Source organism: Kribbella sp. NPDC051620 (genome assembly GCF_044453825.1).
Taxonomy (GTDB): Bacteria; Actinomycetota; Actinomycetes; order Propionibacteriales; family Kribbellaceae; genus Kribbella.
In genome coordinates this window covers 1,247,683-1,273,908 of record NZ_JBITDB010000003.1, presented here as the reverse complement: position 1 = coordinate 1,273,908, position 26,226 = coordinate 1,247,683, and the positions used below count along the sequence as shown (strand labels likewise).

Below are 26,226 nucleotides of genomic sequence, written 5' to 3'. Positions count from 1 at the left end.
CAGCCAGCAACCACCGTCGACTCAGGCGACGACCAAACCGGCGACAACAAAGACGGCGCCGACCAGACCCTCCAAAACGCCCTCAACCAAACCGGCTCCGTCATCGGAGAGGTCAGCTACGGAGATGATCTCTATGAGGCGATGGCCAACGACCCCGCCCGCCCCCATCCCGACCGCTTCTTTGAAATGGCCGGATGTTTCCCAGGCCCAAACTGCGTCATGCCCGAAGGCTGGGTGGGCGAGTACGGAGACTACCTCCCCCTACCAGGCGAAGATCTATTCGGAGAACTGTTTCTGGCCGCCATTCCTCTGCCACTTCCCACTAAGCTCCTGGCGCTCGGCCGTGGCGCCAAGCTTCTGAAGGGAGCGATAAAAGGTGGAAAGGCAGGGAAGCTAACGGGTGAGATCGCCAAGCGTTGCAATTCCTTCCTGCCAGCGACGGCCGTTCTGATGGCTGACGGCACCACCAAACGAATCGACCAGATCAAGGTCGGTGACAAGGTAATGGCCACGGATCTTGAGAATGGCAAGACGACGGCGCAGTCGGTGACGAAGGTTTATGCCCACCGCGGCGACGAATTGATGGTCGAGGTCGACGTGGAGGAGAGAACCCAGTTCGGTCTGCCGCTGCATGGAGGCGTGATCGCAACGGCGCAGCACCCCTTCTTCGAGCGGCGCAGCGAGTCGTGGATCGAGGCTGGCGATCTTCGGCCGGGTGATGAACTTGTCAGTCCGTCGAAGGAGCGCGTTCTCGTCGCAGGTACCAGGCAGAGCCAGATCTCGGTGCAGGTATACAACCTCACGGTAGCCAATGCGCACACGTACTATGTTCTTGCTGGCGTGGCGCCAGTGCTAGTTCACAATAGCAACGGTGATCTGACTCCTCGCCAACTTAAGACTATAGACACGTATAACGCTCTTATTGAGGAGCATGAGGCGAAGCTCAGGGACTACTTGGCGAACCCGGACGCATATGACAATAAAGGATTTTTGAAGAATGCGCCGAGCGATGCTGTTCGGCAACGGATAATCGATGGGCGCGCAAAACACTTGCGAACAGAGATTGAGACTTTCCGCAATAATATCGCAAAGATTACTGGGGGTGTTTGTTGATGGTTGAAATTCCAGTGGATAGGCTTGACGCGGTGCTTGGCTTGCTCCTGGATCGTCTTCGTGCTGACGGAGCGGTTGTGGAGATCGACAAGGAAGCGTTCTGGTCTGTTCCTCCGGATCAGATTTACGATGTCTACAATCAGCCGCAAGATCTCACAATTGGGATGCTTTCAGAGTCCTGGAGTCACCTAGAGGACATGTTGTCCAACCCTGACCGTGTAGTTGGCCATGGACTCATTTGGCTTGCTGAAGTGCTTCGTGCCATCGGCGACCAGGCGAGTTGATGGTGTCCTGGATGGATACCGTGCCGATGGGCCGCATTTGTGTGCGGTGCCGGCTGCCTACCGCACTTCAACAGCCACTGTCGCGATGAGGGTTTCTCAAGGGTGGCGTCGGCGTGAGTTGAGGGGAGGACTGGGGCTCTTTGCTGTGGCGGGGCGACCTAGACGGGCCCGGGCCGCGGGGCCGGCTGCGGGCTGGGCGGAAGTGCCGTGTCAGGATCTTGGGCATGCGGACCAAGGCGCTGTGGGGGTTGGCGGTTGGGGTCTGTGGGGTTGCCAGCATCGTGTTGCCGATGCTTTGGCAGCACTCGTTGGTGGATTTGAAGGTTTACAGGCTGGGTGGGGTGACGTTGCTGGATGATGCGGCGGGCCTGTATGACGTGCGGTTGGCGGGGTTGCCGTTTACTTATCCGCCGTTTGCTGCGGTGGTGATGGTGCCGTTCGCGGTGGTGCCGTGGGCGGTGGCTGTGGCGGGTTGGACCTTGGGGACGTTTGTCAGTTTGATTGCTGTTTGGCGGCTGTCGGTTGGCAAGGGGTTGGCTTCGCCGGTGTTACTGGCGGTAGTTGCGGGGTCGCTGGTGCTGGAGCCGGTGCGGGAGACGTTGGGGTTCGGGCAGGTCAATCTGATGTTTTGTGCGCTGGTTTTGTATGACCTGCTGGGGCCGGTGGAGCGGCGGGGGCGGGGGATCTGGGTTGGGTTGGCGGCGGCGGTGAAGTTGACGCCGTTGGTGTTCTTCGGGCTGCTGGTTGTGACGAGGCAGTGGAAGGCGTTGGCGCAGGCGGCGGCGGCTTTTGCGGTGACGGTGCTCGTCGGGTTTGCGGTGACGCCGCACGGGGCGAAGGAGTACTGGACGTCGTTGCTGGCGGATACGACTCGGATCGGTGGGTTGGCGTTCTCCAGTAATCAGTCGTGGAATGGGTTTTTGGTCAGGCTCACGGGGGATCTGGACGGCGGGGGTGTGGTCTGGGCTGGGTTGGTCGCTGTGACGGTCGCGGGTGGGTTGTGGTTGGCCGGGCTGCTTTGGGTGCGGGGCGAGCGGGTTGCGGCGGTGTCGGTGACGGGGTTGGTGGGGTTGTTGTGTTCGCCGGTTTCGTGGAGTCATCACTGGGTTTGGGCGATTCCGTTGGGGGTGGCGGTGATCGGGCGGCTTACGAAGTACCGGGTGGTTTTTGGGGTGTTGTGGTTCGGGGTTTTTGCGATCGCGCCGATCTGGTGGCCGCCCAACCATGAGAATCGGGAACTGGGCTGGTCGTTCGCGGAGCAGTTCAGTGGGAACGCGTATCTGATCGCGGCAATGGTCGCGGTGGTCATACTCGCGCTCGGGTTGAGACAGAACTGTAAAAGTGGCATAGACCGCCGTGACCCCAGTGGCTGTCAGGCTGACTTGGGTGATATTGGGGATCCTGGGGGACCCGGCCAAGCGCCGGTGGTGGGTGGCGGCGGGGGTTTGCGTCGTCGTCGCGGCGGTTCTGCCGTTGGTGTGGGACCACACCGGGGCTGATCTGAAGGTCTACCGGCTGGGCGGGGCGGCGTTGCTGTCCGATCCGGCGAGCCTCTACATGGCTCGGCTGCGGTACATCGCGATGCCGTTCACCTACCCGATCTTCGGCGGCGTGGTGATGGCACCGGTCTCGCTGCTGCCGTGGGGGCTCGCGTACGGCGCCTCGATCGCGGTGTCGCTGATCGCGCTCATGGCGATCTTGCGGATGAGCCTGACGAAGCTGCTCAAAGACCGCATGCACCCTGCGGTCCTGATCGCCATCACAGCAGCATCCCTGCTGGTCGAGCCGGTCCGCGAGACGCTGTCGTACGGGCAGATCAACCTCATTCTCTGCGCTTTGATCCTGTACGACGTACTCGGCCCGAAGGACCGGATGGGGAGAGGTGTCTGGCTCGGGCTGGCGGCCGGCATCAAGCTGACCCCGTTGGTCTTCTTCGGCCTTCTCCTGGTCACCCGCCAATGGAAGGCGCTCGCGCACGCGTCGGCAGCCTTCGCGGGGACTGTGTTGATTGGATTCTTGATCATCCCGCGGACGGCGTACGAGTACTGGACACATCTGATCTCCGACACCAGTCGGATCGGCGGGCTGGCTTACTCGGGCAACCAGTCGTGGAACGGCTTCCTCGCAAGGCTGACCGGCGATCTCGATGGTGGGGGGAACGTCTGGCGGGGCGTAGTACTGCTGACTGTGATCGCAGGGCTCTGGCTGAGTCGTAGCCTATGGCTGCGGGGTGAGCAGTTGGCGGCGGTTTCGGCCACGGCGTTGATCGGCCTGCTCTGCTCGCCGGTCTCCTGGAGTCACCACTGGGTCTGGGGCATACCGCTCGGCGTCTCGTTGCTGACGGCAACGCAGGTAGGCCGGAGATATCCGTTGCCAACAGCCCTCACTTGGGCCGGCTTGTTCATGCTGGCGCCGATCTGGTGGCCGCCGAGAGGCAACAACCAGGAATTCGACTGGAACTTTCTCCAGGTTCTGGTCGGCAACTCCTACCTCTGGCTCTCGATCTCCGCCGCCGTCCTGCTCGCCGTCGGCCGTCGGCACGAAAAAGACCCCGCAGCATCGGTCGTCCAACTGGATGCGGTCACGTAGCTCTACTGGTGAATGGCGTCCAGCCATTCGTCCAGCTCAGCGAGGAACTCGGTCGGTCGCGTGCGTTGGATGGCGTGGCCGGCGCCCTCGATCGTGACGAGCCGCGCTGCCGGGATCCGATCGGCCACCTCGACGAGCTTGCCCTGCGGTACCGGGCTGGTGGAGCCGCCGCCGAGGATCAGCGTCGGTACGGCGATCGCCGGCAACTCGTCCCACCAGGCTGGGTCGGGTTTCGCCAACTGCCCGAAGATCGCGGGGAGCACCTCCCAGTCGAATCCGGGCTCCTCGTCAGGCCGCTCCGGTACCTTCCACTCGCCCTCACCGTCCGGCGGCGGGCTGTCGACCAGGATGAGCCCGCTGAGCCGATCGGCGTACCGCTCGGCGAAGAGCGTCGCCACCGTCCCACCCATCGAATGCCCACACAGCAGAAACTCCCCGAGCTCGAGTTTCTCGACCAGCTCCAGCAGATCGTCCCGCATCTCTTCGAAGGAGTACGTCGGCGTCCAAGCGCTCTGCCCGTGTCCGCGCTGATCCACCGCATAAACCCGAAACCGCTCACCCAGCCCCGGTACCACCTGCCCCCAACCCGACGAGTCCGAGTTGGTCCCATGCAACAACACCATCGGCGGAGCACCCTCAGCCCCCGACACCTGAACGAAAATCTCCCCAGCGGACAGCTGAACCCTCATCCACATCCCCTCACCTGAGTCGCTCACAACCAGCAAACCCTGCTGGAGGGTCAGCCCGGTCGAGGCGAGGCCGACCGGCCGTAGGCTGCGGTGGCTGCTGGACGGCGTCAACCGCTCCGCGTCGCCGCGCCCACTCCAGCCAGGGTTCTAGACTCCCGGCCATGGCTCAATACCTTCAGGTTTCGACAGCGACTCCGTCCCGCGATGAAGCAGTTCGCTTGGCGGGGTCGTCGGTAGAGGCTGGTCTCGCGGCGGGTGCGCAGGTCGTCGGGCCTGTCGTCTCGGTGTTCTGGCACGAAGGTCAGTACGGCGAGGGTGAGGAGTGGCAGGTCTTGTTGAAGACCACCGAAGCCCGGTACGCCGAGTTGGAGGCTCACCTTCTGAAGCAGCACCCATGGAGCAACCCCGAGGTGGCAGCGGTATCGCTCATCGCCGGATCGGCGGGGTACTTCGAGTGGTTGGACCGCACGACAGCTAAGCACTAACCGCGTGCCCTTTCCAGTACTGCGGATACCTCGGGTCCGCCGTACTGCGTAAGCCGACTGATGCCAGACGGGTCGGCCACCAATTACGTGCCCTCGGCAGTGGTCCGGGTAGGCTCAAGACGCTGGTGCGCAACGCGAGTACGGGTGGGTGTGTGCGCCGGTCGGGCCAATGCCGAGATGAGTCAGCCCATGCGGGTCGCCGACGGTGGTTTGGGCGGGCTCAGGACGCTGGTACGCAACGCGGCACGGGTGGGGCTGCGCGCCGGCCCACGGACGCCAGACGGGTCGATCACTCAGCGCGCCGCACCGCTAATGATCTGGGCGGGCTCAAGACGCCGGCACGCAACGCGGGTCCGGGTGGGGTTGTGCGCCGGTCGGACCGATGCCAGATGGAGGGTTGCTCAGTGCGTGCGCTCGACGATGGTTCGGGTGGGCTCAAGACGTCAGGCCGCAACACGAGTACGGGTGGGGCCGTGTACGGAAAGAGAAAACCACCGGAAGCGTGAGGCTTGGGGTGGTTTGGGGGTGGGTTTAGAAGTCGCCGCCGCCGAAGTCCCAGCCGTCGCCGCCGTCGAAGCCGCCGCCGTCGCCGCCGGGGTTGTCGCCGAACCTGCAAGCAGCTCCACAATTGCCCGGAACCGACTTGCAAGCAGCTCGGCAATTGCCCGAAGCCAACTTGCAAGCAACTCGGCAATTGCCCGAAGCCAACATGCAAGCAACTCGGCAATTGCCCCAAGCCCCCGCCGCCGGTCTGTGACCCCGAGTGCGAACGCAAGAAGAAGATCGATCGGGAGCCGATCGCATAGACGACGGCGCCCAGAACGATGACCACAACCCGCCCGGCACCCCTGACTGCGCCGCCGGCAACCCTGCCCTCTGCCCACGCAACCCCAACAAGCCAGCAACCACCGTCGGTGCCGGCGATGACCAAACAGGCGATAACGGGGCAGGCGCTGACCTGACCTACCAAGATGCCCTGGACCAGACCGGCTCCGTCATCGGCACCATCAGCGACGGCGGCCGCAATGACCTGTTCTCAGCCATGGCGAACGATCCAGCCCGCCCCCACCCCGACCGCTTCTACGAAATGGCCGGCTGCATCCCAGGCCCATCCTGCGTCATGCCCGAAGGCTGGCAAGGCGAATATGGAGATTACCTGCCGTTGCCCGGCGAAGAGCTATTTGGCGAAGGTCTCCTACTTCTAATTCCAATTCCAATTCCGAAGTTGATGGCGCTCGGCGATGGCGCCAAGCTACTCAAGGGAATCATCGGAGGTGGTAAAGCGGGCAAGGCGGGAGAGGTTGGCAAGGGGCTTGCCGAGCGGTGCAATTCTTTCCTTCCTGCAACGGCAGTTCTCATGGCTGATGGAACCACGAAGCGAATCGATCAGGTCAAGATCGGTGACGATGTTCTGGCCGCCGACCCGATAGATGGCCGGACTGGGTCCCATCCAGTCACCCGAGTTATTGTAGGTGACGGCCAGAAGTCGCTGATTGAAATCTCGATCGTAGAGCGAAAGAATATCCTTTCACCCTCCTTTCCGTCGAAGATCGTTGCAACCGGAGGCCATCCATTCTTCATTCGAGGAACACAGGCTTGGGTAAATGCTGATCATCTCCATGTGGGGGATCAGTTGTCTCCGTTCCGAAGCCTCGATCGAGTTACTGTTTCGGCTGTCAGGGCCTACGGCGCTCATGCTCGAGTTTATAATCTGACGGTCGATTCTGCGCATACGTATTACGTGGTTGCCGGGACTGTTCCGGTGCTTGTTCACAACGCTAATGGTCCAGATTGGGATGATTGGCGGAAACTGGTGGAGAAGAACTGGGATCCGGGCGATCGAAGTAAAGACGATGGCTACCGGGCGCCACGGGGAAATCAAGCCGAAAATAAGCAGTTCAACGACGCGGTTCGTGAGTATGAGCGGCAAAGTGGACGCAAGGTGAGTCCTGCCGAGCGGCAGGCTCTCCACAAGAGGATCGGCAGTCAAGGGTACGATTACCATCAGATTCTCGACGAGGCAAAGGATATTTTCGGTGGCTGTGGATGAACTGGCGAGGGTGATTCACGACCTGATGGAAGGAGCGGTTCTGCGGTCGGTCGGCCGGGCGGCCGGTACCGGGATGGTAAAGCTTTTCGGAACTGAAGGGGAGCTCATTATACATATTCAATGTCCCTTCCGAATGGTGAGAGATGGGCGCATCCTGGTTGGATCTGCGGATATGAATTTCTCCTTGGAGTCTGCGGGTGACGATGCTTTTGACAACTTCGATACTCTGTACGATGCGCGCGTGCGTGATATCAATGAAATTGTTCAGAAATTCAATCTGAAAGTCTCTGATGTCTCTTTGGATGGCGCCGGAGGGTTGGTGTTGACCTGGGCAGAAGAGCTGTTCCTGGAGATTTTCCCGAACTCATCCAGGGAAACCGAGGCTTGGCGCGCCTTCTATCTATCTGGTGCGCATTATGGGTATCCTCCTCACTTGATTTGAGCTTGGATCCGTGCGCATTCGAAGCGGTCCATGATGCGGCGGCGCAGGGAAGTCATGTGGTGTTGTGCGGTGTTGCCGTTGTTGCGGTGGCATTCGTTGGTGGATTGGAGGTTTACCGGTCGGGCGGGGAGGGCGCCGGTTGAGTGCGCGGATCCGGGTTTTGGTATGCCGAATTGGTTTCGATAGTTGGTTGAGATTCAGTTGGCGGCGGAGAGGCTTGGGTGGGTACGCGGTGGAGTTGTGTGGAGGCGCTTCGGAGGCAAGTGGCGGTGGGGGATGTTGTGCTGCAGTCGTTCATGCCTGAGGTTCGGCACGGGGTGGTGAGGTCGTATCGGTGTTTGGTGCTGTTTGCGGCGGAGGGCGATGGTGGGGCGGGTGCGGTCACCACCATTGATCGTGAACCGGCCAGGTTCTTGTCGCTGGAACGGGGTGACCACGATGCGGATGACCGGGCGGCGTTCGTGCGGATGTTCGCGCTGACGACGAGTGGGGTTTCGATGGCTATGAAAAAGTAGTTGGGTCCTGGGGCGTGGGAGAGGCGGAATGCGTGCCGTGCCAGGCTCTTGGGTATGCGGAGCAAGGTGTTGTGGGGGATGGCCGTTGGGGTTTGTGTTGTGGCGAGTGTGGTGTTGGCGATGCTTTGGCGGCATTCGTTGGTGGATTTGAAGGTTTATCGGTTGGGGGGAAACGCTGCTGGATGATGCTGCCGCATCTTATGACGTGCGGTTGGCGGGGTTGCCGTTTACTTATCCCCGTTTGCTGCGGTGGTGATGGTGCCGTTTGCGTTGCTGCCGTGGTCGTCGCGGTGTCGGTGTGGACGTTGGGGACCTTCGTCAGTTTGGTTGCTGTCTGGCGGTTGTCAGCTGGGCGGGTGCTCAAGTCGCCGGTGCTGTTGGCAATGGTGGCGGGGTCGCTGGTGTTGGAGCCGGTGCGGGAGACGTTGGGGTTTGGGCAGGTCAACCTGATGTTGTGTGCCTTTGTTTTGTACGACTTGCTGGGGCCGGCCGGGGCGCCGGGGGCGAGGGGTTGGGTGGGACTGGCGGCGGGGGGAAGTTCACGCCGTTGGTGTTCTTTGGGCTGCTGGTCGTCAGTAGGCAGTGGAAGGCGCTCGCGTACGCGTCGGCCACCTTCGTGGGCACGGTGCTGATCGGATTCCTGATCACGCCGCGGACGGCGTACGACTACCGGACCCAGCTGATCTCGGACACGAGCCGGATCGGCGGTCTGGCCTATTCGGGGAACCAGTCATGGAACGGGTTCCTGATCCGGGTGACGGGCGATCTCGACGGCGGTGGGTGGCTGTGGCAGGGCGTCGTCCTGCCTGACCGTGATCGCCGGCCTCTGGCTGAGCCGCATCCTCTGGGACCGGGGCGAGCAGTTGGCCGCGGTCTCGACGACCGGCCTGATCAGCTTGCTCTGCTCACCGGTCTCCTGGAGCCACCACTGGGTCTGGGTTATCCCGCTCGGTACTTCGTTGCTCACGGCAACCCGACTCGGCCGGCGCTGGCCGTGGCAGGTCGCGGCGACGTGGGCCGCGCTGTTCATGCTCGCCCCAATCTGGTGGGTGCCGCGAGGCGACAACCAGGAACTCCACTGGAACTCCATCGAGATCCTGGCCGGCAACGCCTACCTCTGGCTATGCCTGCTCGCCGCAATCCTCCTGGCCCTCGGCGCCCGACGGCAAACGGTGCCGATAGCAACAAAGATCGAGCTGGGCGCGAAGACCTAGCGATCGCGGAGCCACTCGCCGACCGCGGCGAGGAACTCGGTCGGGCGGGTCCGCTGGATGGCGTGGCCGGCGCCCTCGATCGTCACGAGCCGCGCTGCCGGGATCCGATCGGCCACCTCGACGAGCTTGCCCTGCGGTACCGGGCTGGTGGAGCCGCCGCCGAGGATCAGCGTCGGTACGGCGATCGCCGGCAACTCGTCCCACCAGGCTGGGTCGGGTTTCGCCAACTGCCCGAAGATCGCGGGGAGCACCTCCCAGTCGAAACCGGGCTCCTCGTCAGGCCGCTCCGGTACCTTCCACTCGCCCTCACCGTCCGGCGGCGGGCTGTCGACCAGGATGAGCCCGCTGAGCCGATCGGCGTACCGCTCGGCGAAGAGCGTCGCCACCGTCCCACCCATCGAATGCCCACACAGCAGAAACTCCCCGAGCTCGAGTTTCTCGACCAGCTCCAGCAGATCGTCCCGCATCTCTTCGAAGGAGTACGTCGGCGTCCAAGCGCTCTGCCCGTGTCCGCGCTGATCCACCGCATAAACCCGAAACCGCTCACCAAACCCACCTACCACCTGCTCCCAGGCGGACGAGTCCGAATTCGTCCCATGCAACAAGACGATCGGCGACGCACCCTCGTGCCCCGACACCTGTACGTAGAACTCCCCGGCAGATAGCTGAACCTTCATCCGCATCCCCTCACCTGACGTCGCTCAAAAGCAGCAAACCTTGCCGAGGGGTCAGTTCCGATCGAGGCCGGCGTGGGCAATGCGGTCGAGTTCGAATCAACCAGGCGTGCCCGTCGATGGATCCGGATAGACCAGAGGTGCAAGCACACGCGCGGCGGCCTCGGCGCCCTGAGTTGCTTCGACCGCGAAAGCTTTGGCAATCAGAGCCCGCGCCTTTGGCGATGTCTCGGCCGCGTGCTCCTCCGCGAACTCGCGCGCATCCCGAGAACGCCCCGCCAGCAATGCGCTGTGGACAGTCGCCGCAATGACATCGGCTCCAGCCGTTCCTGCCCAGCCGAGCCCTTCAACCCGCCAGTCGGTGTCGGTCTCGCCGGTAGCCGGATCGTCGTCCTGGTCGCCCATACGTCCAGAGTGTAGGCAGCCAATGCAGCCGAAGGTCAGCCGACAGTTACGCCCGACCACCCGCACCCGATCCCCCGCACACGACCCTGCGCCCACCACAAGCACCCGACCCGACCACCTGCGCCCTATCCCGCGCCCGGCGCGCCCGACCCTGCGCCCGGCCACTCGCGCCCGACCCTGCGTCCGGCCAGACCCGGCCACGCGCGCCCGAACCGACGGTGGGCCAGCCCGTCGAGTCGGACTCCAAACCAGAAAACCGCGGACCTGCTCAGCCCAACCCGAGTCAGTCAGCCCGTTGCAGCGCCGGTGTGTTCGTGGGCTCAGGCCGCTGGCTCCCGGGTGCCGGGCGAGCTTAGGGCCGCCCCAACGCCAAGCGAGTCGGACCCCGCCCTGCCCCATCGCCAGGGGCAGAGATGAGCTCAAGACACTGGCGGGGCAGCGGAGACGGGTGGAGCTAGGGCCGCCCAAACAAGTGCCAGACGGGTCGATCAGGCAGCGCGCTGCATCGCTGGTGGTTTGGGTGGGCTCAAGACGCTGGTGCGCAACGCGGGTACGGGTGGGGTTGTGCGCCGGTCGCGCCGATGCCAGGGGTCCGAGGCGCTGCATAGCGGGTGGTTCGGGTGGGCTCAAGACGCTAGTGCGCAACGCGAGTACGGGTGGGCCTGTGCGCCGGTCTGGCCAACGCTAGACGGGTCGGTCACCCGAGGCGCTGCATCGCTGGTGGTTCGGGTGGGCTCAAGACGGTGGGGCGCAACGCGGGTACGGGTAGGGCTGTGCGCCAGTCGGACCGATGCCAGATGGGTCGGTTGTTCAGCGCGTGGCCTCGACGGTGGTTTTGGTGGGCTCGAGACGGTGGGGCCCGACGCGGGCACGGGTGGGGCTGCGCGCCGGTCGGACCGATGCCAGAGGGGTCGGTTGCCCATTGCGTGCGCTCGACGATGGTTCGGGTGGGCTCAAGACGTCAGTCCGCAACGCGAGTACGGGTGGGGCCATGTACGGAAAGAGAAAACCACCGGAAGCGCGAGGCTTCCGGTGGTTTGGGGGTGGGGTTAGAAGTCGCCGCCGCCGAAGTCCCAGCCGCCGCCGCCGTCGCCGCCGTCGAAGCCGCCGCCGTCGCCGCCGGGGTTGTCGCCGAAGTTGAAGTCGCCGTTGTCGCCTCCGCCGCCGTCGCCGCCGTCGGACATGCCGGCGTCGTAGCCGGCTGCGTAGTCGCCGTAGCCGCCGCCGGCGAACATGCCGCCGAGCATGGTGCCGAGGAACATGCCGGTCATCACGCCGCCGAGGCCGCCGAACATGCCTTGGGCGTAAGGGGAGTAGGCCGGGCCGGCTTCCCAGTACGGGACGCGCTGCGGGCCGACCATGACCTTGCGGACGTCGGGCTCGGCGCCGGCCCGGACGCGCTCGGCGTCGGCGGCGCAGGCGGGGACCTCACGGGGGGCGCCGCCGGGCGGGGACCACATGACGTCGACGACCGAGGGGCCGTGCTGGGGGTTGAAGAAGCAGGACGGGCGGCGCTGGGGCAGCGGCTCGTTGTTGACCCGGGCGCGGACGCAGGCCATCGCGTACCGGCCGTCCTCGAGGATCTCGATCACGTGCCGGATCTGCTCGGCCTCGGTGACCTGGCCGACCGCCTGCTTGGCCGACTCGTAGGAGTCGAGCGCGCGCTGGTAGTCCTGCCGGGCGCCGTCGCCGAGGTCCTTGCCGACCATGTCCAGGTCGAGATCCTGCAGCTCCTCGCCGAACCGGGTGATGTCCTCGTCGGCGGTCTTCTTCACCGACTCGAGCTCGGCCGCGGTGATCTCGTGCTGCTTCCTGTTCTGCAGCTGCGTTCGCTGGTAGGAACGGTACGCCAGGACGCCGATCACGACGAGCGCGATCAGCAAGATGACTGTGAACATGTCGGGCCTTCCTCGACTGGTGTTGCGTCGAGCCTACCGGGCGGTCGAATCCGACCGAAATCTCCTGAGAATCTCCTGAAAATCAACGCATTCCAAGGCTATGCATAACGCTGGCGCATCGCTTCCGAGGCAGCAGGCCCGGCGGTGAAGACGTAGTCCGGCCCGTCGATCCGCCGCCCGGTCGACCGGTCCACGACGACCGGCTCGACCTCCTCGCCGGTACCGGCGTCAACGAGGATCATCGAGCGCTCATCGGCCGCCAGCCGCGAGTTTCCCCACGCGGCGAGCGTGATGATGACCGGGCGCAACGACCGCCCGAGCGGCGTCAGCACGTACTCGTAACGCGGCGGTTTGTCCTGGTACTTCGTACGCTCCAGCAGCCCGTCGTCGACCAGGCTCCGCAATCGCGTCGTCAGCATGCTGGACGAGATCTTCAGGTTGCGCTGGAACTCGTCGAACCGGGTGTACCCGTCGAAGGCGTCGTGCAGGATCAGCAGCGTCCACCACTCGCCGACGTGCCGAACCGTCGTCGACAACGGGCAGGACAGATCCTCGTCCCGGAACCGGTTGGCACCCGTCATCACGCCGCCTCGAAGTCGCTTCGATTTCAGCAGTCATCTTAGCAAGCGACCAGCGCCACGCAGGGTGACGAAAATGCCGGGCGAGCGCTCACGCAGTGCGCATAATCGATTACTGCTGTCCCGTCTAGCAGAAGGCTGTCCGATGAGCAAGACCTTCTCACCCCGACTGGCGCTGACCGCGGTGACTGGCCTGGCCCTGTTCGTACCGCTCGCGCCCGCCCCCAGCCAAGCCCTCCCCGAGCTGACCCAGCAGGCCAAGACCCAGCAGACCCAGCGGCCGACGATCGACCCCGACTACGTCGAGATCCCTTTGCGGCAAAGCGGTCGGTACGTGACCGCCGCCGCCCATCAGACCAAGCCCTTCGGCATGCTCGGCGTCACCTGGCCCTACCGCAAGAACTCCGCGCCGGTGCAGGTCAAGATCCGGATCCTCCGCAACACCCAATGGTCGGCCTGGGAGACCCTCAAGGTCGAGGACGACCACGGCCCGGCGACCGGTACGGCGGAAGGCAACGAGCGCTCCGGCACCGAGCCCTACTGGGTCGGCACCGCGAACGGCATCCAAACCGCCCTCACCACGACGGACGGTACGACCGTCACCGACGCGAAGGTCGTCCTGATCAACCCGGGCGTGCAGGCGACCGACGACGACCCGGCGACGGCACAGGATCCGATCCAGACCAACACCGCCAAAGCGCCGTACCCGATGCCCCTCATGGTCACCCGCCGCGGCTGGGGCGCCGACGAGCGACTCCGCGCCCTGAACGGCAAGTCCTGCGTGAAGCCGAAGTACACCGGCACCATCCAGGCCGCCTTCGTCCACCACACCGCTGACCGCAACAACTACACCCGCGCGCAGGTGCCCGCGATGGTCCGCAGCATGTACGCGTACCACGTGAAGAGTCGTGGCTGGTGCGATCTCGGCTACAACTTCCTCGTCGACCGCTTCGGTCGTGCCTTCGAGGGCCGGTACGGCGGTGCGCAACTGCCCGTGCTCGGCGCCCATACCGGCTCCTTCAACGCGAACTCGTTCGGCGTCTCGCTGATCGGCAACTTCGACCAGGTCGCGCCGCCGGCGCCGATGCTGGAGATGACCGCCCGCATCATCGCGTGGAAGATGGACGCCAACTACCGGTCGCCGACGGCAACGATCGTGCTCGACGGCAGCAAGCTCCACACGGTTTCCGGACACCGCGACACCAAGGCGACCGCCTGCCCCGGCAAGAACCTCTACGCCAGACTTCCTTGGCTGAAGCAACGAATCCTCACCCTGATGAGCAGAGGCGTGTCCACCGAGATCTACCGGTACGCCGTGAAACTCGGCGGATTCAGGGTGACCGGGCAACCATTCTGGGGCGAACACCGGACCAGGACCGGCCGGGCGACGTACTTCAAAGCCCGCGACATCTACTGGTCGCCCAAGACCGGAGCGCACTCGGTGCGCAGCCTGTTCCGGACCCGCTACCGCCAACTCGGCGGCCCGGACGGGCTGCTGAAGCAGCCGACGAGCGAGTACCGTCTCGGCCGCGCCAACAACAGCAAGGTGCAGAGCTTCCAGAACGGCGGCCTGTACTGGTCGAAGCGGACCGGGATGCGTCCGGTCGCCGGGATGATCCATCGCAAGTACGCCGCACTCGGCGCGGAGCGCTCGCGACTCGGGCTGCCCACCTCGGACATGTACCGAATCAAGGGCGGCCTGCGGCAAAGGTTCCAGCACGGCTGGCTGACCTACAACAACCATGAGCGCAAGGTCTTCATCTCATGAAACGCGTCTTCGTTGCCCTGATCGCCGGTTCCACGTTGCTGAGCGCAACGGCCGTGGCCGTCCCGCCGCCCGAGCCGGAGGCGGTCCAGACGATCACGGGTCGCGGCTTCGGCCACGGCCGCGGCATGTCGCAGTACGGGGCTCAAGGCGCCGCGCTGGCCGGCCGGTCCGCCAAGACGATCCTGGACTTCTACTACCCCGGTACGACGGTGGGCAAGGCGACCGGCAACATCCGGGTGCAGCTCCGCGCCGACACCACCGACGGCGTACGGATCGCCGCCGTCGACAAGCTCCGCCTCCGCGACCTGAAGACCGGCAAGGTCTACACGTTGCCCAAGGCATCGACCCGGAACCAGTGGTCGATCGACCCCAACGGCGAGCACGGCGCGAAGGTCAGCTCGTACAACACCAAGACGAAGACCTGGACGCTCTGGAAGAAGCTGACCGGAATCGGCCAGTTCGAGGGCCCGACCGTCATCTCCCTGATCCTGCCGAGCGGGGCCGTCAAGCGCTATCGCGGCGTACTGCGGCCCGCCGATCTGTCCGGCGCGCATTTCGACACCATCAATGTGCTGCCGTTGGAGCTCTACCTGCGCGGCGTCGTCCCGCGGGAGGCCGTGACGACGTGGAAGCCGGCCGCGCTCCAGGTGCAGGCCGTTGCCGCGCGCACCTATTCGGTCTTCCATCGCAATCGGTCCACCAAGCGGGCGTACGACCTGTGTGACACGACCTCGTGCCAGGTCTACGGCGGGTACAACGACGAGGAGAAGACGACCAACGCTGCCATCACGGCAACCGCTGGGCAGATCCGGCTCTACCAGGGCAAGCCGATCATGGCCGAGTTCTCGTCCTCCAATGGCGGCGCGACAGCCGATGGCCCAGTGGCGTACCAGGTGATGAAGGTCGACAGCTGGGACAGCTACCCCGGCAACAAGAACCCGAACGTCACCTGGACCGTCACGCGGACCAGTTCACAGCTCCAGGCGACGTTCGGCGTCGGCACACTTAAACGCCTCCGCGTCGTACGCCGAACCGGTATCGGGCCGTCAGGCGGCCGGGTGCTCACGGTCGAAGCGGTCGGCTCGAAGGGCAAGGTCGTGCTCACCGGCGACCAAGTCCGGATACGGCTGCACATGCGCTCGGCATGGTTCACGTTCGCCGGGGTCCAGCCGCTCGTACTTGATATGCCAACTAAGCCCTGATCGGACGAGCCATTGACGGCGAATCCCTTGGCCAGCTAGAACGTGACATCGATGTCAACCGCTGCCGCCCCAGGAGGAGCAGGTCGATGCGCAGAAAATTTGGTATATCAACTCAACGGTTCGCCGGGGGTTTGCTCGCGGTCGGAATGCTCGCCGCGCTGCACACCCCAGCGGCCACCGCGAAGGTCGACGACGTGACCGGCGGCCCGCATTCAGCGGCGGCCAGGGCACAAGCGTCGTACCAGGCCCTGAACAAGTATTTCGACACCGGCAACCAAAACCTGCTGCTGGAGGAGTACCCGAACACCCAGCAGAACCCGTACTCCTACGTCTGGCCGTACTCGCAGGCCGCTGTCGCCGCGGAGAACCTGGCCGGCATCCCAGGCTCCGGCCGCAAGGCTGACCGCGAAGCCCAACGCCGGCTGGACGGGTACCAGCCGTACTGGAACGCGACCACCACTCCGAAGGGCTACGACTCATACGTCCGGCCGCCGCTCGGGCAGGGTGGCGACAAGTTCTACGACGACAACGAGTGGATCGGCCTCAACCTGATCCAGCACTACCAGCGGACTGGTGACCGCTCGTCGCTCGCCCGGGCGAAGGAGATCTTCGCGCTCGTCGAGTACGGCTGGGACAACGCCCCGTCGCATCCCTGCGCGGGCGGGACGTTCTGGACCCAGGCGCCGTGGAGCCAGGACCGCAACACCATCTCCAACGGGCCGGGCGCCGAGCTCGGTGCGCACCTCTACCTGCTGACGCACGACAAGTCGTACCTGACCTCGGCGAAGCGGATGTACGCCTGGGCGCAGCAGTGCATGCTCGCACCGAACGGGCTGTACTGGGACCACATCGACCTGGCCGGCAACGTCGAGAAGACCCAGTGGAGCTACAACCAGGGCGTGATGCTCGGCGCCGGGGCCCTGCTGTACAAGGCGACTCACGACCAGAAGTACCTCACCGACGCGAAGGCGCTGGCGAAGGCGTCGCTGGCCTTCTACGCGGCTGAGGACCGGCTGTGGAAGCAGCCGACCCGGTTCAACGCGATCTACTTCAAGAACCTGCTGATCCTCGACTCGGTCTCCCACGACCGCGCCTACACCAAGGTCGCGCAGGCCTACTCCGACCGGGCATGGAAAGAGACCCGCGATCCTGCCACGGGCCTCTTCCACTTCGCCGATGGGCCGGTCACACTGCTCGAGCAGTCCGGCATGGTCCAGATCGACGCCTTGCTGGCCTGGCCGCGCAGCAAGTACGACGAACTGGCCTAGGGCTTCAGGCGGCCGCGGTGGCCGTCTTGATCTTGACCTCGGTGGCGGGCTTGCCGTCGGTAGGCCCGCCCTGGGGGATCACGCCGGCCTTGGCGACCTTGTCGATCGCCTCCAGGCTGGCCTTGTCGAGCGTGCCGAAGGCCGTGTACGACGGGGGCAGCTCGGCGTTGCCGTAGACGATGAAGAACTGGCTGCCATTGGTGTTGGGGCCTGAGTTGGCCATCGCGAGGATGCCACGGCCGTACTTGAGCGTGGGGTAGACCTCGTCCTTGAAGCTGTACCCTGGGCCGCCGCTGCCGGTGCCGGTGGGGTCGCCGCACTGCAGTACCTGCAGGCCGTCGCCGACGGTGAGCCGGTGGCAGATGGTGTTGTCGAAGTACTTCTGGCCGACCAGGCTGAGGAAGCTCTTCACCGTGCAGGGCGCCAGCGCGCTGTCCAGGGTCAGGTGCAGATCACCGATCGAGGTGGCGAGCGTGACCGGCTTGGTGCCGCTGGCCTTGACCTTGCCGTTGGAGGGCAGGTCGGCCTTCTTGCTGGCCGGCTCGGCGGACTTGGTGTAGCTGCAGTCCACCTCCGCCGCGAGCGGCGTGGCCCGCTTCGGCGCGGGCGCCAGCGCGGTCGGGATCGACTTCGGCTTGTTCTCCGGCCCGGCTGACGTCTGCGCCGAGGGCTGGTCGGACGGATTCGCCGACGGCGTGCTGGCTGCCGCGGGCGTGTCGTCCTTGCCGGTGTTCTTCGCGACGACCACGAAAACTCCGGCGATCACCACGACCACCGCCACGATCGAGGTGATGGTGATCGCCAGCATCCGCCGCTGCCGGGCGCGCTCAGCCTGCCGCTCGGCCAACCGCTGCGCCTTACGCTGAGCCAACTGATGCTCGTGGGTCTTCCTGGACATGCAGAGTTCTCCTCACCTCGCGGCAATACTTCGCGGCAATCCTGGAGGGAAGCTACCGGTAAATGCTGAGAAACGGCTGTGTTTTCAGTCCTTGATTTCGCAGATAGCCGCACCGGCCGCCACCGTCGCGCCGACTTCGGCCGACAGACCCGTGATCGTACCGGCTTTGTGGGCGTTCAGTGGCTGCTCCATCTTCATCGCTTCCAGGACGACGATCAGGTCGCCCGCGGCGACCGTGGCGCCTTCCTCGACGGCGATTTTGACGATGGTGCCCTGCATCGGGGAGGTGAGGGAGTCGCCGGAGGCCGCCGCGCCCTTGCCGCTGCCGCCGGCCCGCCGGGACGGCTTCTTCTTCGAACCAGAACCAGAACCGGTACCACCGGAAGCGACCGACGCGCCGAGACCGGCCGGCAGGACGACCTCGAGCCGCTTGCCACCCACCTCGACGGTGACCGTCTCCCGCTCGGCCGGCTCGGCCACGTCGGCGGCTCCGTCGTACGGCGGGATCTGGTTGTCGAACTCGGTCTCGATCCAGCGGGTGTGCACCTTGAAGCCGTCGGTGCCGACGAACGCCGGGTCGCTCACCACGGCCGCGTGGAACGGTACGGCGCTCGGCATGCCCCCGACGACGAACTCCTTCAGCGCGCGGCGGGACCGCTCGAGCGCCTGGGTCCGGTCGCGGCCGGTCACGATCAGCTTGGCCACCAGCGAGTCGAACGCGCCAGGCACCGTCTCGCCCTGGTCATACCCGCCGTCGAGCCGGATGCCCGGTCCGGACGGCGCGTGCCACTTGGTCAGCGTGCCCGGCGCGGGCAGGAAGCCACGACCCGGGTCCTCGGCGTTGATCCGGAACTCGATCGAGTGCCCACTCACGATGGGGTCGTCGTACCCGAGCTCTTCGCCATCAGCGATCCGGAACATCTCCCGGACCAGATCGATCCCGGTGACCTCTTCACTGACCGGGTGCTCGACCTGCAGTCGCGTGTTGACCTCCAGGAAGGAGATCAGCCCGTCCTGGCCGATCAGGAACTCACACGTGCCGGCGCCGACGTACCCGGCCTCGCGCAGGATGGCCTTCGACGACTTGTAGAGCGTCTCGAGCTGCTCGGCCGTGACGAACGGCGCGGGCGCCTCCTCGACCAGCTTCTGGTACCGACGCTGCAGCGAGCAGTCGCGGGTGGAGATCACCACGACGTTGCCATGGGCATCGGCCAGGCACTGGGTCTCGACGTGCCGCGGCTTGTCCAGGTACCGCTCGACGAAGCACTCGCCGCGACCGAAGGCGCTGACCGCTTCCCGGGTGGCGGACTCGAACAGCTCCGGGATCTCCTCGAGAGTTCGAGCGACCTTCATCCCCCGGCCACCGCCGCCGTACGCCGCCTTGATCGCGATCGGCAGCCCGTACTCCGTTGCGAAGGCCACCACCTCGTCCGCGTTCGCGACCGGATCAGGCGTACCCGGTACCTGCGGGGCACCCACCTTGTCCGCGATGTGCCGCGCCTTCACCTTGTCGCCGAGCGAGTCGATCGCCGACGGTGGCGGGCCGATCCAGATCAGCCCGGCGTCGATGACCGCCTGGGCGAACTCCGCGTTCTCGGCCAGGAAGCCGTAGCCCGGGTGCACCGCGTCCGCGCCGGAGCGGGCCGCGACGTCGAGGATCTTGGCGATGTTCAGGTAGGAGTCGGCCGGCGTCGCGCCGTCCAGCGAGTACGCCTCGTCGGCGAGCCGGACGAACAGGGCATCGCGGTCGGGCTCGGCGTACACGGCGACGCTGCCCAGACCGGAGTCGGCCGCGGCCCGGACGACCCGGACGGCGATCTCTCCACGGTTCGCGACCAGGACCTTGGTGATGCGCTTGCTGTCAGACACAGCTGAACTCCCTTCGGCCCGGCTGAGTCTAGGGTGAACCAGGCCAGGAGGGTGACAGGTTCTATGTCACATCACCGTCGGTGGCCGCTCGAAGAAGGACTCCAGCACGACGACTGTCTGAGTGCTGGTCACGCCGTCCACCTGGTGGAGCGCGCGCAGCGTCTGCTGGAGGGCCTCGGTGCTGCCGGTACGCACTTTGACCAGCACGGAGGCGGGGCCGGCGATGATGTGCGCCTCCTCGACGGCAGCGATGCCCTCGAGTGCCTCGACCGTCGGCGCGTCGCCCATCCAGGCGTCGGTGTCGAGCAGGACATAGGCCAGTACGCCGTTGCCGAGCGCCGCCGGGTCCACCTCGATGGTCGTACGCCGGATCACGCCGGCAGCTCGCAGCTTGCGTACCCGCTCATGTGCTGCCCCCGCCGACAACCCGACGGCCTCCCCAAGTACTGCGTAGGACTGCGTGGCGTCCTCCTGCAGCCGTGCAAGCAGGTCGCGGTCTGTCTGGTCGATGGTCATGATCACCGAATCTCATCTGGTCTATCAAGTAGCTCACAGGATAGCATTCAGCACATGACGATCACGCTGACTGACACACCGGTCCGATCGCGGGCCGAGCTGGTGACGCTGGACGAGCGGTTCGCGCTGGTGGCCCGCGGCGATGACTACGTGGAGCGCCTCTACGACGGCGGTCGCTGGCTGGAGGGCCCGGTCTATGTCCCGGCCTGGCGCAGCCTCGTCTTCAGCGACATCCCCAACGACCGGATGCTGCGCTGGGACGAGCTGTCCGGCGCGGTCTCGGTCTTCCGCCAGCCGGCCGGCTACACGAACGGCAACACCCTCGACGGCCAGGGGCGGCTGATCAGCTGTGAGCAGGGCAATCGCCGAGTCACCCGGACCGAGTTCGACGGCTCGCTGACGGTCCTCGCCTCACATCTCGACGGTCTGCGACTGAACAGCCCGAACGATGTGGTGGTCCGGCGCGACGGCTCGATCTGGTTCACCGATCCGCCGTACGGCATCACTTCGAACTACGAGGGCCACGCTGCCGAGCAGGAGCTCCCCACCTGCAACGTCTATCGCCTCAGCCCGGCTGGTGAGCTGACCGTCGTCGCGGACGATTTCACCCGGCCGAACGGCTTGGCCTTCTCGCTAGACGAATCCCAGCTGTACGTCGTGGACACCCCCGCCAAGCACATCCGGCGGTTCGAGGTGAAGGACGACCGGCTGGTCGGGGGAGAGGTCTTCGTACCGTGCGAAGCCGGCATGTTCGACGGCATCCGGCTGGACGCCAACGGCCGCATCTGGGCCGCCACCCACGAGGGCGTCCACTGCTTCGACCCGGACGGCACTCTGCTCGGCAAGCTGCTTTTCCCAGACGTCGTCTCCAACCTCTGCTTCGGCGGTCCTAAGCGGAACAGGTTGTTCGTCACGGCAACCACCTCGGTCTACTCCTGGCTACTCACCACGGACGGAGCACCACAGCCGTACGATCGCGGGTGACAACCGAACTTGAGGAGCCCCAGGATGCCCCTGCTCGAGCCGTTGGCCGGTACCGTCCCCGCTGAGTGGGTGAAGCTGGATGACCGCTTCGCCGGGATCCGGGGTGACTCGCACCTGGAGCGGCTGTGGACCGGCGGGCGATGGCTGGAGGGGCCCGTCTACTCGGCGGCCGGGCGGTACGTGTTGTGGAGCGACATCCCGAGCGACCGGATCCTGCGCTGGGACGAGACGTCGTACCAGGTGTCGGTGTTCCGTGAACCGGCCGGGAACACCAACGGGCACACGCTCGACGAGCAGGGACGGCTGGTCAGCTGCGAGCACGGCAACCGGCGCGTGACTCGCACCGAGCACGACGGCTCGGTCCGCGTGCTTGCCGACAGCCACAACGGTGGTCGGTTGAACAGCCCGAACGACGTCGTGGTGAGTCCCGACGGAGCGGTCTGGTTCACGGATCCGGCGTACGGGATCGACAGTGACTACGAGGGCCACAAGGGTTCTATCGAGGTCGGTGGCTGCCACGTGTATCGGGTAGGCCCCGATGGCGCGCTGACCGTTGTCGCCGATGACTTCAATCGGCCGAACGGGTTGGCCTTCTCCAATGACGGCAGCCTGCTGTACGTCACCGACACCGAGGAAGCGACGATCCGCGTCTTCACGGTCGAGGGCGACAAGCTGCAGGGCGGCGAGCTGTTCGCGGAGTGCGGCAACGGCGCCTTCGACGGCATCCGGATCGACAGCGAAGGCCGCGTCTGGGGCGCCGCCGCCGACGGCGTCCACGTCTACCACCCGGACGGCACCCTGCTCGGCAAGCTCCTCGTCCCGGAGACCGTCTCCAACCTCTGTTTCGGCGGCCCCAAACGCAACCGCCTCTTCCTGACCGCGACCACCTCGCTCTACTCCCTCTTCACCACGGTGAACGGCGGCCGCCAGCCGTACGACCCGACCGCCCAGTCGCAGGCCGTCTGATGGCCGAGTTCGCCTCCGTACTCCGGGGCTTCCGCCGCGCCGCCGCTCTGACCCAGGAAACGCTGGCCGAGAAGGCGGGTGTCAGCGTCGAAGCCATCAAGACGCTGGAGGCCGGCCGTCGACGCTATCCGCGGCCGGCCACGGTCGAGGCGCTCGCGGCGGCGCTCGGCCTGTCCGAGGCCGAGGTGGAGCAGCTGACCGAAGCGGCTGCCCGCCCGAAGGCTCGTGGCGCGAACCAGTTGCCGGACGACCTGGTCGACTTCGTCGGCCGGAGTGCCCAGTTCGAGGACCTCACCGGCAGGCTGACCCGGATGCCGGACAACAGCCGGGCCGTGGTGATCTCGGCAATCGCCGGAATGGGCGGCGTCGGCAAGACCGCACTCGCTGTGCACGCGGCGCACGCGGTGACCGCGGCCTATCCCGACGGCCACTTCTATCTGGACCTCCGCGGAGTCGCCGCGGCCGAGCCGATGGAGACCATCGAGGCGCTCGGCATCCTGCTGCGCCGGCTCGGCACCCCGGCGAACCTGATTCCGGAGTCGCTCGACGAGGCGTCCGCCCGCTACCGCTCGGCGATCGCGGGCCACAAGATGCTGCTGATCCTGGACAACGCGGCTGACCAGTCGCAGATCGAGGCGCTGGTTCCGGGTACCGGCGAGAGCGCGGTGATGATCACCAGCCGGCGGCTGATGACTGGTCTGCCCGGTGCGTTCCACCTGGAGCTCGAGGTACTGCCGGACGGCGACGCCCTGAAGTTGCTGGAGGCAACGGCAGGTAAGGAGCGGCTGGCATCGGATCCGGACGCGACGGCAGCGGTGATCCAGCAATGTGGTGGCCTGCCGCTGGCGCTGCGGATCGCCGGTGCGCGGCTGGCCGCCAGGCCTGACTGGAGCGTCGCCGATCTGCGTGACCGGCTGGCCGACGAGCGGAGCCGGCTGGATGTCCTGGCCGACGAGGACGTCAGCGTCCGGGCCACCATCGGCCTGTCGCTGAACGATCCCGCGCCGGCGGACCGCGAGGCCGTCGCGCTGTTCCCGCTGCTCGGGTTGTCCGAAGGCGCCGACGTGGACCTGTTCGTGGTCTCCGCCCTGGCCGGCCGGCCCGAACGAGAGGTCGAGGCGCTGCTGGAGCGACTCGTCGACATCCACCTGCTGGAGGCCGCGGAACCGGGGCGCTATCGTCTGCACGACCTGGTGCGGGTGGTCGCCCAGGAACTCGTCGAACGGCAGCTGGACGAGGGTGAGAGGTTCGTGGCGCGACTGCGAGTGCTGGACCTCTACGTCGGGATCGGCTGGAAGTACCGCTCATCCTTCGGGCTGGGTCAGATGAGCGGTGACTGGCTGCAGGACGAGTGGCTGACCGCGGCCCGGGATGTCGGTGAGGGGCAGGAGGTCGTCAGCTGGCTGGACGCCGAACGCCACAACGTGCTGGCCGCCGCCCGGCGGGCGGTCACCGGACCGATCGAGGCCAGGCGACTGGTTGCCAGGATGCTGTCGGGTGTGAGTCCGGGCTTCGTCAGCCGCCTGCGTCACCACGACTGGCGCGACCTGGGCCTGCTCGCCGTCGAGGCCGAGCGATCGGTCGGCGATCCGTACGCGGGGGCTTTCGCGCCGTTCGAGCTGGGCATGGCCTACGCGATGCTGGAGGACTTCCCGGCCGCCGCCGAGCAGTTCAGCGCGTCGATCGCCGCGCCGAAGGTCGTCGAGTACCCGGAGCACCGGCAGTTCTGCCTGATGAACCTGGCCGATTGCCTGCAGAAGTCCGGCCGGCCCGAGGACGGCCTGGAGTGGGCCCGCGAGTCACTGGCGATGACGATCGAGCGCCAGGACGAACGAGGCGAGCCCGAGGCTCGCCTGACGCTGGGGATGATCTACGGCCGGCTCGACCGCCGCGAGGAGCAGGACGAGGAGCTCGCCCGGGCCGCGGAGCTCGCCCGGGCGTCGAAGATCGACACCCAGCATCACTGGATCCTGCTCCATGTCGGCAGGTCGTACCGCGAGACCGGCCGTCCCGAGCTCGCCGTGCCGGTGCTGGCGGAGGTCGCGGAATTCAACCGGGAGCGGGGCGCCGAGCTCCGGCTCGTGGAGACCCAGGTCCAGCAAGCACTGGCGGAACTGGATCTCGGCCGGGGCGAACAGGCCAGGGACCTTCTGCTGGCCGGACTCGAGGTCGCCGAGCGCTTCGAGAACCAGTCGCTGGAGGCCACAATCCGTCTACACCTGGGCCAGGCCTACGCGGCCCTGGGCAGCCCTGAGCGGGCGCGGACGGAGTGGACAACCGCCATCGAGATCTGCTCCCGCTACGGACTGCCACAGGTAGACGAAGCGCAGGAGTTGCTGACTAGAAGTTCTTCTTGACCTGGTCGATGATCGTGAAGACCGCCAGGAAGCCGAAGGCCAGGAAGGAGAAGAGCATCACGGCGGTGCGTAGCCTGCTGATCCGGATGGCCCGGGGGAGGGCGCGGGAGTTCATCCACCAGAGCAGTCCGGAGTACACGAACATCATCGTGCCGGCGGTGCAGGCCGAGATGACCAGCAGGACGAGTGGCTGATCCAGGCCGGCCAGCAGAACGATGATGCCGAAGGCAACCAGTCCCCAGACCAGCCAGAAGTACAGCTTGGACTCGGTGATCGCCGACGTTCGCAGGTACCGGGCCTTGATCATGTCCGAGGCGAGCCGGGAGGTGTAGTCGACGATGCCGGCCGCCGCGGCGAACAGCGAGAACGCGCCGATCGCCCAGAACAGGTAGCCGAACCAGCCGCCCACCAGGGACTGCAGGGTGACGCCCTCGATCTTGAGGAAGCTGATCTTGTTCTGTACGGCCGGATTCCCGAACAGGGTGGCGTGCGCGAGCATCGAGGTGAAGACGATCGTCAGCACGGTGATCAGGACGAACGTCAGCGCCTGCTCGAGGTTGGTGAACTTCCACCAGCGCCGCCAGCGGGCCAGGTTCTCCGCGTTCGGCGGGAAGGTGTAGCCGTTCGCGGTCGGGTCGGCCTCCTTCTCGCCGGTGACGGGCGAGGTCAGCCGGGGGACGTGAACGCCCATCCCGAAGCCCTTGTCGCGGATCCAGTTGCTCTGGCACAGGTTCTGCCCGCCGCCTGCGCCGGCGTACGCGATCGCGCCCATCATCAACGCGAAGCCCAGCGTGTTGACCGGGAATTCGGGGTGGGTCACCGCGTCGCCGAGCGCGTTGTAGGTCTTGGCCCGGATGGCGAAGATCAGGGCCAGTACGACGAGCAGCGCGACGGCCGCGATCTTGACGAAGATCAGCCGCTCGAGCATCACGTAGACAACCGGCGCCAGGGTGAGGATCAGGCCGATCACGACCAGGATGCCGATCGCGATCCAGCGGGGGTCGCCGGCCCCGAACAGATAGGTGAGCATCGAGGCGGAGCTGGTCGCCCAGCCCGGCCAGAGGTTCGCGAAGTACGTCATCAGCGCGAAGAACAGGCCCCAGTGCTTGCCGTACCGGTTGAAGCCGGTCAACGCTGTCTCACCAGTGGCCAGCGTGTACCGCTCGATCTCCATGTTCAGGAACCACTGGATCCCGACGCCGACGACGGCGCCCCAGAGGAACACCAGCCCGACCTGCGACGAGATGTAGGGCCAGAGGATGAATTCCCCGGACGCGAGGCCGACCCCGGCCCCGACCATCCCGGGCCCGACGATCCGCCAGGTCTGGGTCGGCGGCTCGGGCAGGTCGCGAACCTGCGGCGCGGGCAGGTTCTTGGTCGGCAGGTTGAACCTGCCGTGGTCTGTGGACGTGGTGTCTGCCATCGGGCTCCTCACCTTCCTCGACCCCCAAACCGGACCATA

At 65.8% G+C, this 26,226-nt stretch carries 25 protein-coding genes and 1 pseudogene; 17 read left to right on the top strand and 9 right to left on the bottom strand.

Features of this window, described 5'->3' with window-relative positions; translation table 11 throughout:
- The 4 genes from ACIA12_RS18945 to ACIA12_RS18930 all read left to right on the top strand — a co-directional run.
- Positions 1-1,113, top strand: a 1,113-nt coding sequence (locus tag ACIA12_RS18945) for a Hint domain-containing protein (RefSeq protein WP_396368285.1), incomplete at its 5' end; no start/stop codon positions are given.
- 77 nt (positions 1,114-1,190) lie between these two features.
- Positions 1,191-1,397, top strand: a complete 207-nt coding sequence (locus ACIA12_RS18940) for a hypothetical protein (RefSeq protein ID WP_396368284.1) — start codon at positions 1,191-1,193, stop codon at positions 1,395-1,397.
- Between the two features lie 224 nt (positions 1,398-1,621).
- The gene (locus ACIA12_RS18935) at positions 1,622-2,896 is read left to right on the top strand and encodes a glycosyltransferase 87 family protein (RefSeq protein ID WP_396368283.1); all 1,275 of its coding nucleotides are present in this window, start codon (positions 1,622-1,624) and stop codon (positions 2,894-2,896) included.
- Positions 2,829-3,986: a glycosyltransferase 87 family protein gene (locus ACIA12_RS18930; protein ID WP_396368282.1), complete on the top strand. Its 1,158-nt coding sequence runs from the start codon at positions 2,829-2,831 to the stop codon at positions 3,984-3,986. The genes ACIA12_RS18935 and ACIA12_RS18930 overlap by 68 nt, the downstream gene beginning before the upstream one ends.
- A gap of 2 nt (positions 3,987-3,988) precedes the next feature.
- Here the strand turns inward: ACIA12_RS18930 and ACIA12_RS18925 are convergent, their stop codons facing one another.
- The gene (locus tag ACIA12_RS18925; protein WP_396368281.1) at positions 3,989-4,675 is read right to left on the bottom strand and encodes an alpha/beta fold hydrolase; all 687 of its coding nucleotides are present in this window, start codon (positions 4,673-4,675) and stop codon (positions 3,989-3,991) included.
- A 161-nt stretch (positions 4,676-4,836) separates the two neighbouring features.
- On the opposite strand from ACIA12_RS18925, the gene cutA reads away from it, so the two are divergent.
- The 7 genes and pseudogenes from cutA (at position 4,837) to ACIA12_RS18890 (ending at position 9,381) form a co-directional block, all read left to right on the top strand.
- Entirely contained in the window at positions 4,837-5,160 is a 324-nt protein-coding gene (cutA, locus tag ACIA12_RS18920) for a divalent-cation tolerance protein CutA (RefSeq protein WP_396368280.1), read from the top strand.
- A gap of 763 nt (positions 5,161-5,923) precedes the next feature.
- Complete coding sequence (locus ACIA12_RS18915; protein ID WP_396368279.1) at positions 5,924-7,210, top strand: Hint domain-containing protein; 1,287 nt, start codon at positions 5,924-5,926, stop codon at positions 7,208-7,210.
- Positions 7,197-7,652: a hypothetical protein gene (locus ACIA12_RS18910; protein WP_396368278.1), complete on the top strand. Its 456-nt coding sequence runs from the start codon at positions 7,197-7,199 to the stop codon at positions 7,650-7,652. Before ACIA12_RS18915 ends, ACIA12_RS18910 begins: the two co-directional genes overlap by 14 nt.
- A 338-nt stretch (positions 7,653-7,990) precedes the next feature.
- The gene (locus ACIA12_RS18905; RefSeq protein ID WP_396368277.1) at positions 7,991-8,167 is read left to right on the top strand and encodes a hypothetical protein; all 177 of its coding nucleotides are present in this window, start codon (positions 7,991-7,993) and stop codon (positions 8,165-8,167) included.
- 182 nt (positions 8,168-8,349) lie between these two features.
- Entirely contained in the window at positions 8,350-8,799 is a 450-nt protein-coding gene (locus tag ACIA12_RS18900) for a glycosyltransferase family 87 protein (protein WP_396368276.1), read from the top strand.
- A pseudogene (locus ACIA12_RS18895) lies at positions 8,718-8,903 on the top strand (glycosyltransferase 87 family protein); the annotation flags it as partial. The gene ACIA12_RS18900 and the pseudogene ACIA12_RS18895, both read left to right, overlap by 82 nt.
- A gap of 40 nt (positions 8,904-8,943) precedes the next feature.
- Positions 8,944-9,381, top strand: coding sequence for a hypothetical protein (locus ACIA12_RS18890; protein ID WP_396368275.1), 438 nt, complete (start codon positions 8,944-8,946; stop codon positions 9,379-9,381).
- Here the strand turns inward: ACIA12_RS18890 and ACIA12_RS18885 are convergent.
- From ACIA12_RS18885 to ACIA12_RS18870, 4 genes are all read right to left on the bottom strand, one after another.
- Positions 9,378-10,058 carry an alpha/beta fold hydrolase gene (locus ACIA12_RS18885; protein ID WP_396368274.1) on the bottom strand — a complete coding sequence of 227 codons (681 nt, stop codon included), beginning with the start codon at positions 10,056-10,058 and terminating at the stop codon, positions 9,378-9,380. The genes ACIA12_RS18890 and ACIA12_RS18885 overlap by 4 nt on opposite strands.
- 96 nt (positions 10,059-10,154) lie before the next feature.
- Positions 10,155-10,460, bottom strand: a complete 306-nt coding sequence (locus ACIA12_RS18880) for a hypothetical protein (RefSeq protein ID WP_396368273.1) — start codon at positions 10,458-10,460, stop codon at positions 10,155-10,157.
- A 1,049-nt stretch (positions 10,461-11,509) separates the two neighbouring features.
- Positions 11,510-12,358, bottom strand: a complete 849-nt coding sequence (locus ACIA12_RS18875; RefSeq protein ID WP_396368272.1) for a hypothetical protein — start codon at positions 12,356-12,358, stop codon at positions 11,510-11,512.
- Positions 12,359-12,456: 98 nt separating this feature from the next.
- Positions 12,457-12,939: a winged helix-turn-helix transcriptional regulator gene (locus ACIA12_RS18870; RefSeq protein WP_396368271.1), complete on the bottom strand. Its 483-nt coding sequence runs from the start codon at positions 12,937-12,939 to the stop codon at positions 12,457-12,459.
- 142 nt (positions 12,940-13,081) lie between these two features.
- Here ACIA12_RS18870 and ACIA12_RS18865 point away from each other — a divergent pair, with 142 nt between their 5' ends.
- The 3 genes from ACIA12_RS18865 (at position 13,082) to ACIA12_RS18855 (ending at position 17,174) form a co-directional block, all read left to right on the top strand.
- Entirely contained in the window at positions 13,082-14,704 is a 1,623-nt protein-coding gene (locus tag ACIA12_RS18865; protein WP_396368270.1) for an N-acetylmuramoyl-L-alanine amidase, read from the top strand.
- Positions 14,701-15,906 (top strand): SpoIID/LytB domain-containing protein, encoded by a 1,206-nt coding sequence (locus ACIA12_RS18860; protein WP_396368269.1) that lies wholly within the window; start codon positions 14,701-14,703, stop codon positions 15,904-15,906. Before ACIA12_RS18865 ends, ACIA12_RS18860 begins: the two co-directional genes overlap by 4 nt.
- 131 nt (positions 15,907-16,037) lie before the next feature.
- Entirely contained in the window at positions 16,038-17,174 is a 1,137-nt protein-coding gene (locus tag ACIA12_RS18855) for a glycoside hydrolase family 76 protein (protein ID WP_396368268.1), read from the top strand.
- Positions 17,175-17,178: 4 nt separating this feature from the next.
- Here ACIA12_RS18855 and ACIA12_RS18850 read toward each other — a convergent pair whose 3' ends face one another.
- The 3 genes from ACIA12_RS18850 to ACIA12_RS18840 all read right to left on the bottom strand — a co-directional run bounded on the left by ACIA12_RS18850 (position 17,179) and on the right by ACIA12_RS18840 (position 20,457).
- Positions 17,179-18,072: a peptidylprolyl isomerase gene (locus ACIA12_RS18850; protein WP_396368267.1), complete on the bottom strand. Its 894-nt coding sequence runs from the start codon at positions 18,070-18,072 to the stop codon at positions 17,179-17,181.
- A gap of 84 nt (positions 18,073-18,156) precedes the next feature.
- Positions 18,157-19,923: a biotin carboxylase N-terminal domain-containing protein gene (locus ACIA12_RS18845; protein WP_396368305.1), complete on the bottom strand. Its 1,767-nt coding sequence runs from the start codon at positions 19,921-19,923 to the stop codon at positions 18,157-18,159.
- A gap of 84 nt (positions 19,924-20,007) precedes the next feature.
- Complete coding sequence (locus ACIA12_RS18840; RefSeq protein WP_396368266.1) at positions 20,008-20,457, bottom strand: Lrp/AsnC family transcriptional regulator; 450 nt, start codon at positions 20,455-20,457, stop codon at positions 20,008-20,010.
- Between the two features lie 54 nt (positions 20,458-20,511).
- Here ACIA12_RS18840 and ACIA12_RS18835 point away from each other — a divergent pair, with 54 nt between their 5' ends.
- From ACIA12_RS18835 to ACIA12_RS18825, 3 genes are read left to right on the top strand one after another with little or no spacing between them, the layout of a single operon-like run.
- Positions 20,512-21,441 (top strand): SMP-30/gluconolactonase/LRE family protein, encoded by a 930-nt coding sequence (locus ACIA12_RS18835; RefSeq protein ID WP_396368265.1) that lies wholly within the window; start codon positions 20,512-20,514, stop codon positions 21,439-21,441.
- A gap of 24 nt (positions 21,442-21,465) precedes the next feature.
- Positions 21,466-22,407, top strand: coding sequence for an SMP-30/gluconolactonase/LRE family protein (locus ACIA12_RS18830; RefSeq protein WP_396368264.1), 942 nt, complete (start codon positions 21,466-21,468; stop codon positions 22,405-22,407).
- A complete protein-coding gene (locus ACIA12_RS18825; RefSeq protein WP_396368263.1) occupies positions 22,407-24,764 on the top strand; it encodes an NB-ARC domain-containing protein in 2,358 nt (785 codons plus the stop codon). Before ACIA12_RS18830 ends, ACIA12_RS18825 begins: the two co-directional genes overlap by 1 nt.
- Here the strand turns inward: ACIA12_RS18825 and ACIA12_RS18820 are convergent.
- Positions 24,748-26,187 carry an Nramp family divalent metal transporter gene (locus ACIA12_RS18820; protein ID WP_396368262.1) on the bottom strand — a complete coding sequence of 480 codons (1,440 nt, stop codon included), beginning with the start codon at positions 26,185-26,187 and terminating at the stop codon, positions 24,748-24,750. The two genes, ACIA12_RS18825 and ACIA12_RS18820, sit on opposite strands and share 17 nt — an antisense overlap.
- Between the last annotated feature and the right edge of the window lie 39 nt (positions 26,188-26,226).

Coding starts and splice junctions, on each gene's coding strand:
- ACIA12_RS18875 (WP_396368272.1), bottom strand. CDS start 12,358: ATGTTCACAGTCATCTTGCTGATCGCGCTCGTCGTGATCGGCGTCCTG.
- ACIA12_RS18935 (WP_396368283.1), top strand. CDS start 1,622: ATGCGGACCAAGGCGCTGTGGGGGTTGGCGGTTGGGGTCTGTGGGGTT.
- ACIA12_RS18835 (WP_396368265.1), top strand. CDS start 20,512: ATGACGATCACGCTGACTGACACACCGGTCCGATCGCGGGCCGAGCTG.
- ACIA12_RS18860 (WP_396368269.1), top strand. CDS start 14,701: ATGAAACGCGTCTTCGTTGCCCTGATCGCCGGTTCCACGTTGCTGAGC.
- ACIA12_RS18885 (WP_396368274.1), bottom strand. CDS start 10,058: ATGAAGGTTCAGCTATCTGCCGGGGAGTTCTACGTACAGGTGTCGGGG.
- ACIA12_RS18850 (WP_396368267.1), bottom strand. CDS start 18,072: ATGTCCAGGAAGACCCACGAGCATCAGTTGGCTCAGCGTAAGGCGCAG.
- ACIA12_RS18840 (WP_396368266.1), bottom strand. CDS start 20,457: ATGACCATCGACCAGACAGACCGCGACCTGCTTGCACGGCTGCAGGAG.
- ACIA12_RS18825 (WP_396368263.1), top strand. CDS start 22,407: ATGGCCGAGTTCGCCTCCGTACTCCGGGGCTTCCGCCGCGCCGCCGCT.
- cutA (WP_396368280.1), top strand. CDS start 4,837: ATGGCTCAATACCTTCAGGTTTCGACAGCGACTCCGTCCCGCGATGAA.
- ACIA12_RS18925 (WP_396368281.1), bottom strand. CDS start 4,675: ATGAGGGTTCAGCTGTCCGCTGGGGAGATTTTCGTTCAGGTGTCGGGG.
- ACIA12_RS18900 (WP_396368276.1), top strand. CDS start 8,350: ATGATGCTGCCGCATCTTATGACGTGCGGTTGGCGGGGTTGCCGTTTA.
- ACIA12_RS18820 (WP_396368262.1), bottom strand. CDS start 26,187: ATGGCAGACACCACGTCCACAGACCACGGCAGGTTCAACCTGCCGACC.
- ACIA12_RS18870 (WP_396368271.1), bottom strand. CDS start 12,939: ATGACGGGTGCCAACCGGTTCCGGGACGAGGATCTGTCCTGCCCGTTG.
- ACIA12_RS18830 (WP_396368264.1), top strand. CDS start 21,466: ATGCCCCTGCTCGAGCCGTTGGCCGGTACCGTCCCCGCTGAGTGGGTG.
- ACIA12_RS18865 (WP_396368270.1), top strand. CDS start 13,082: ATGAGCAAGACCTTCTCACCCCGACTGGCGCTGACCGCGGTGACTGGC.
- ACIA12_RS18880 (WP_396368273.1), bottom strand. CDS start 10,460: ATGGGCGACCAGGACGACGATCCGGCTACCGGCGAGACCGACACCGAC.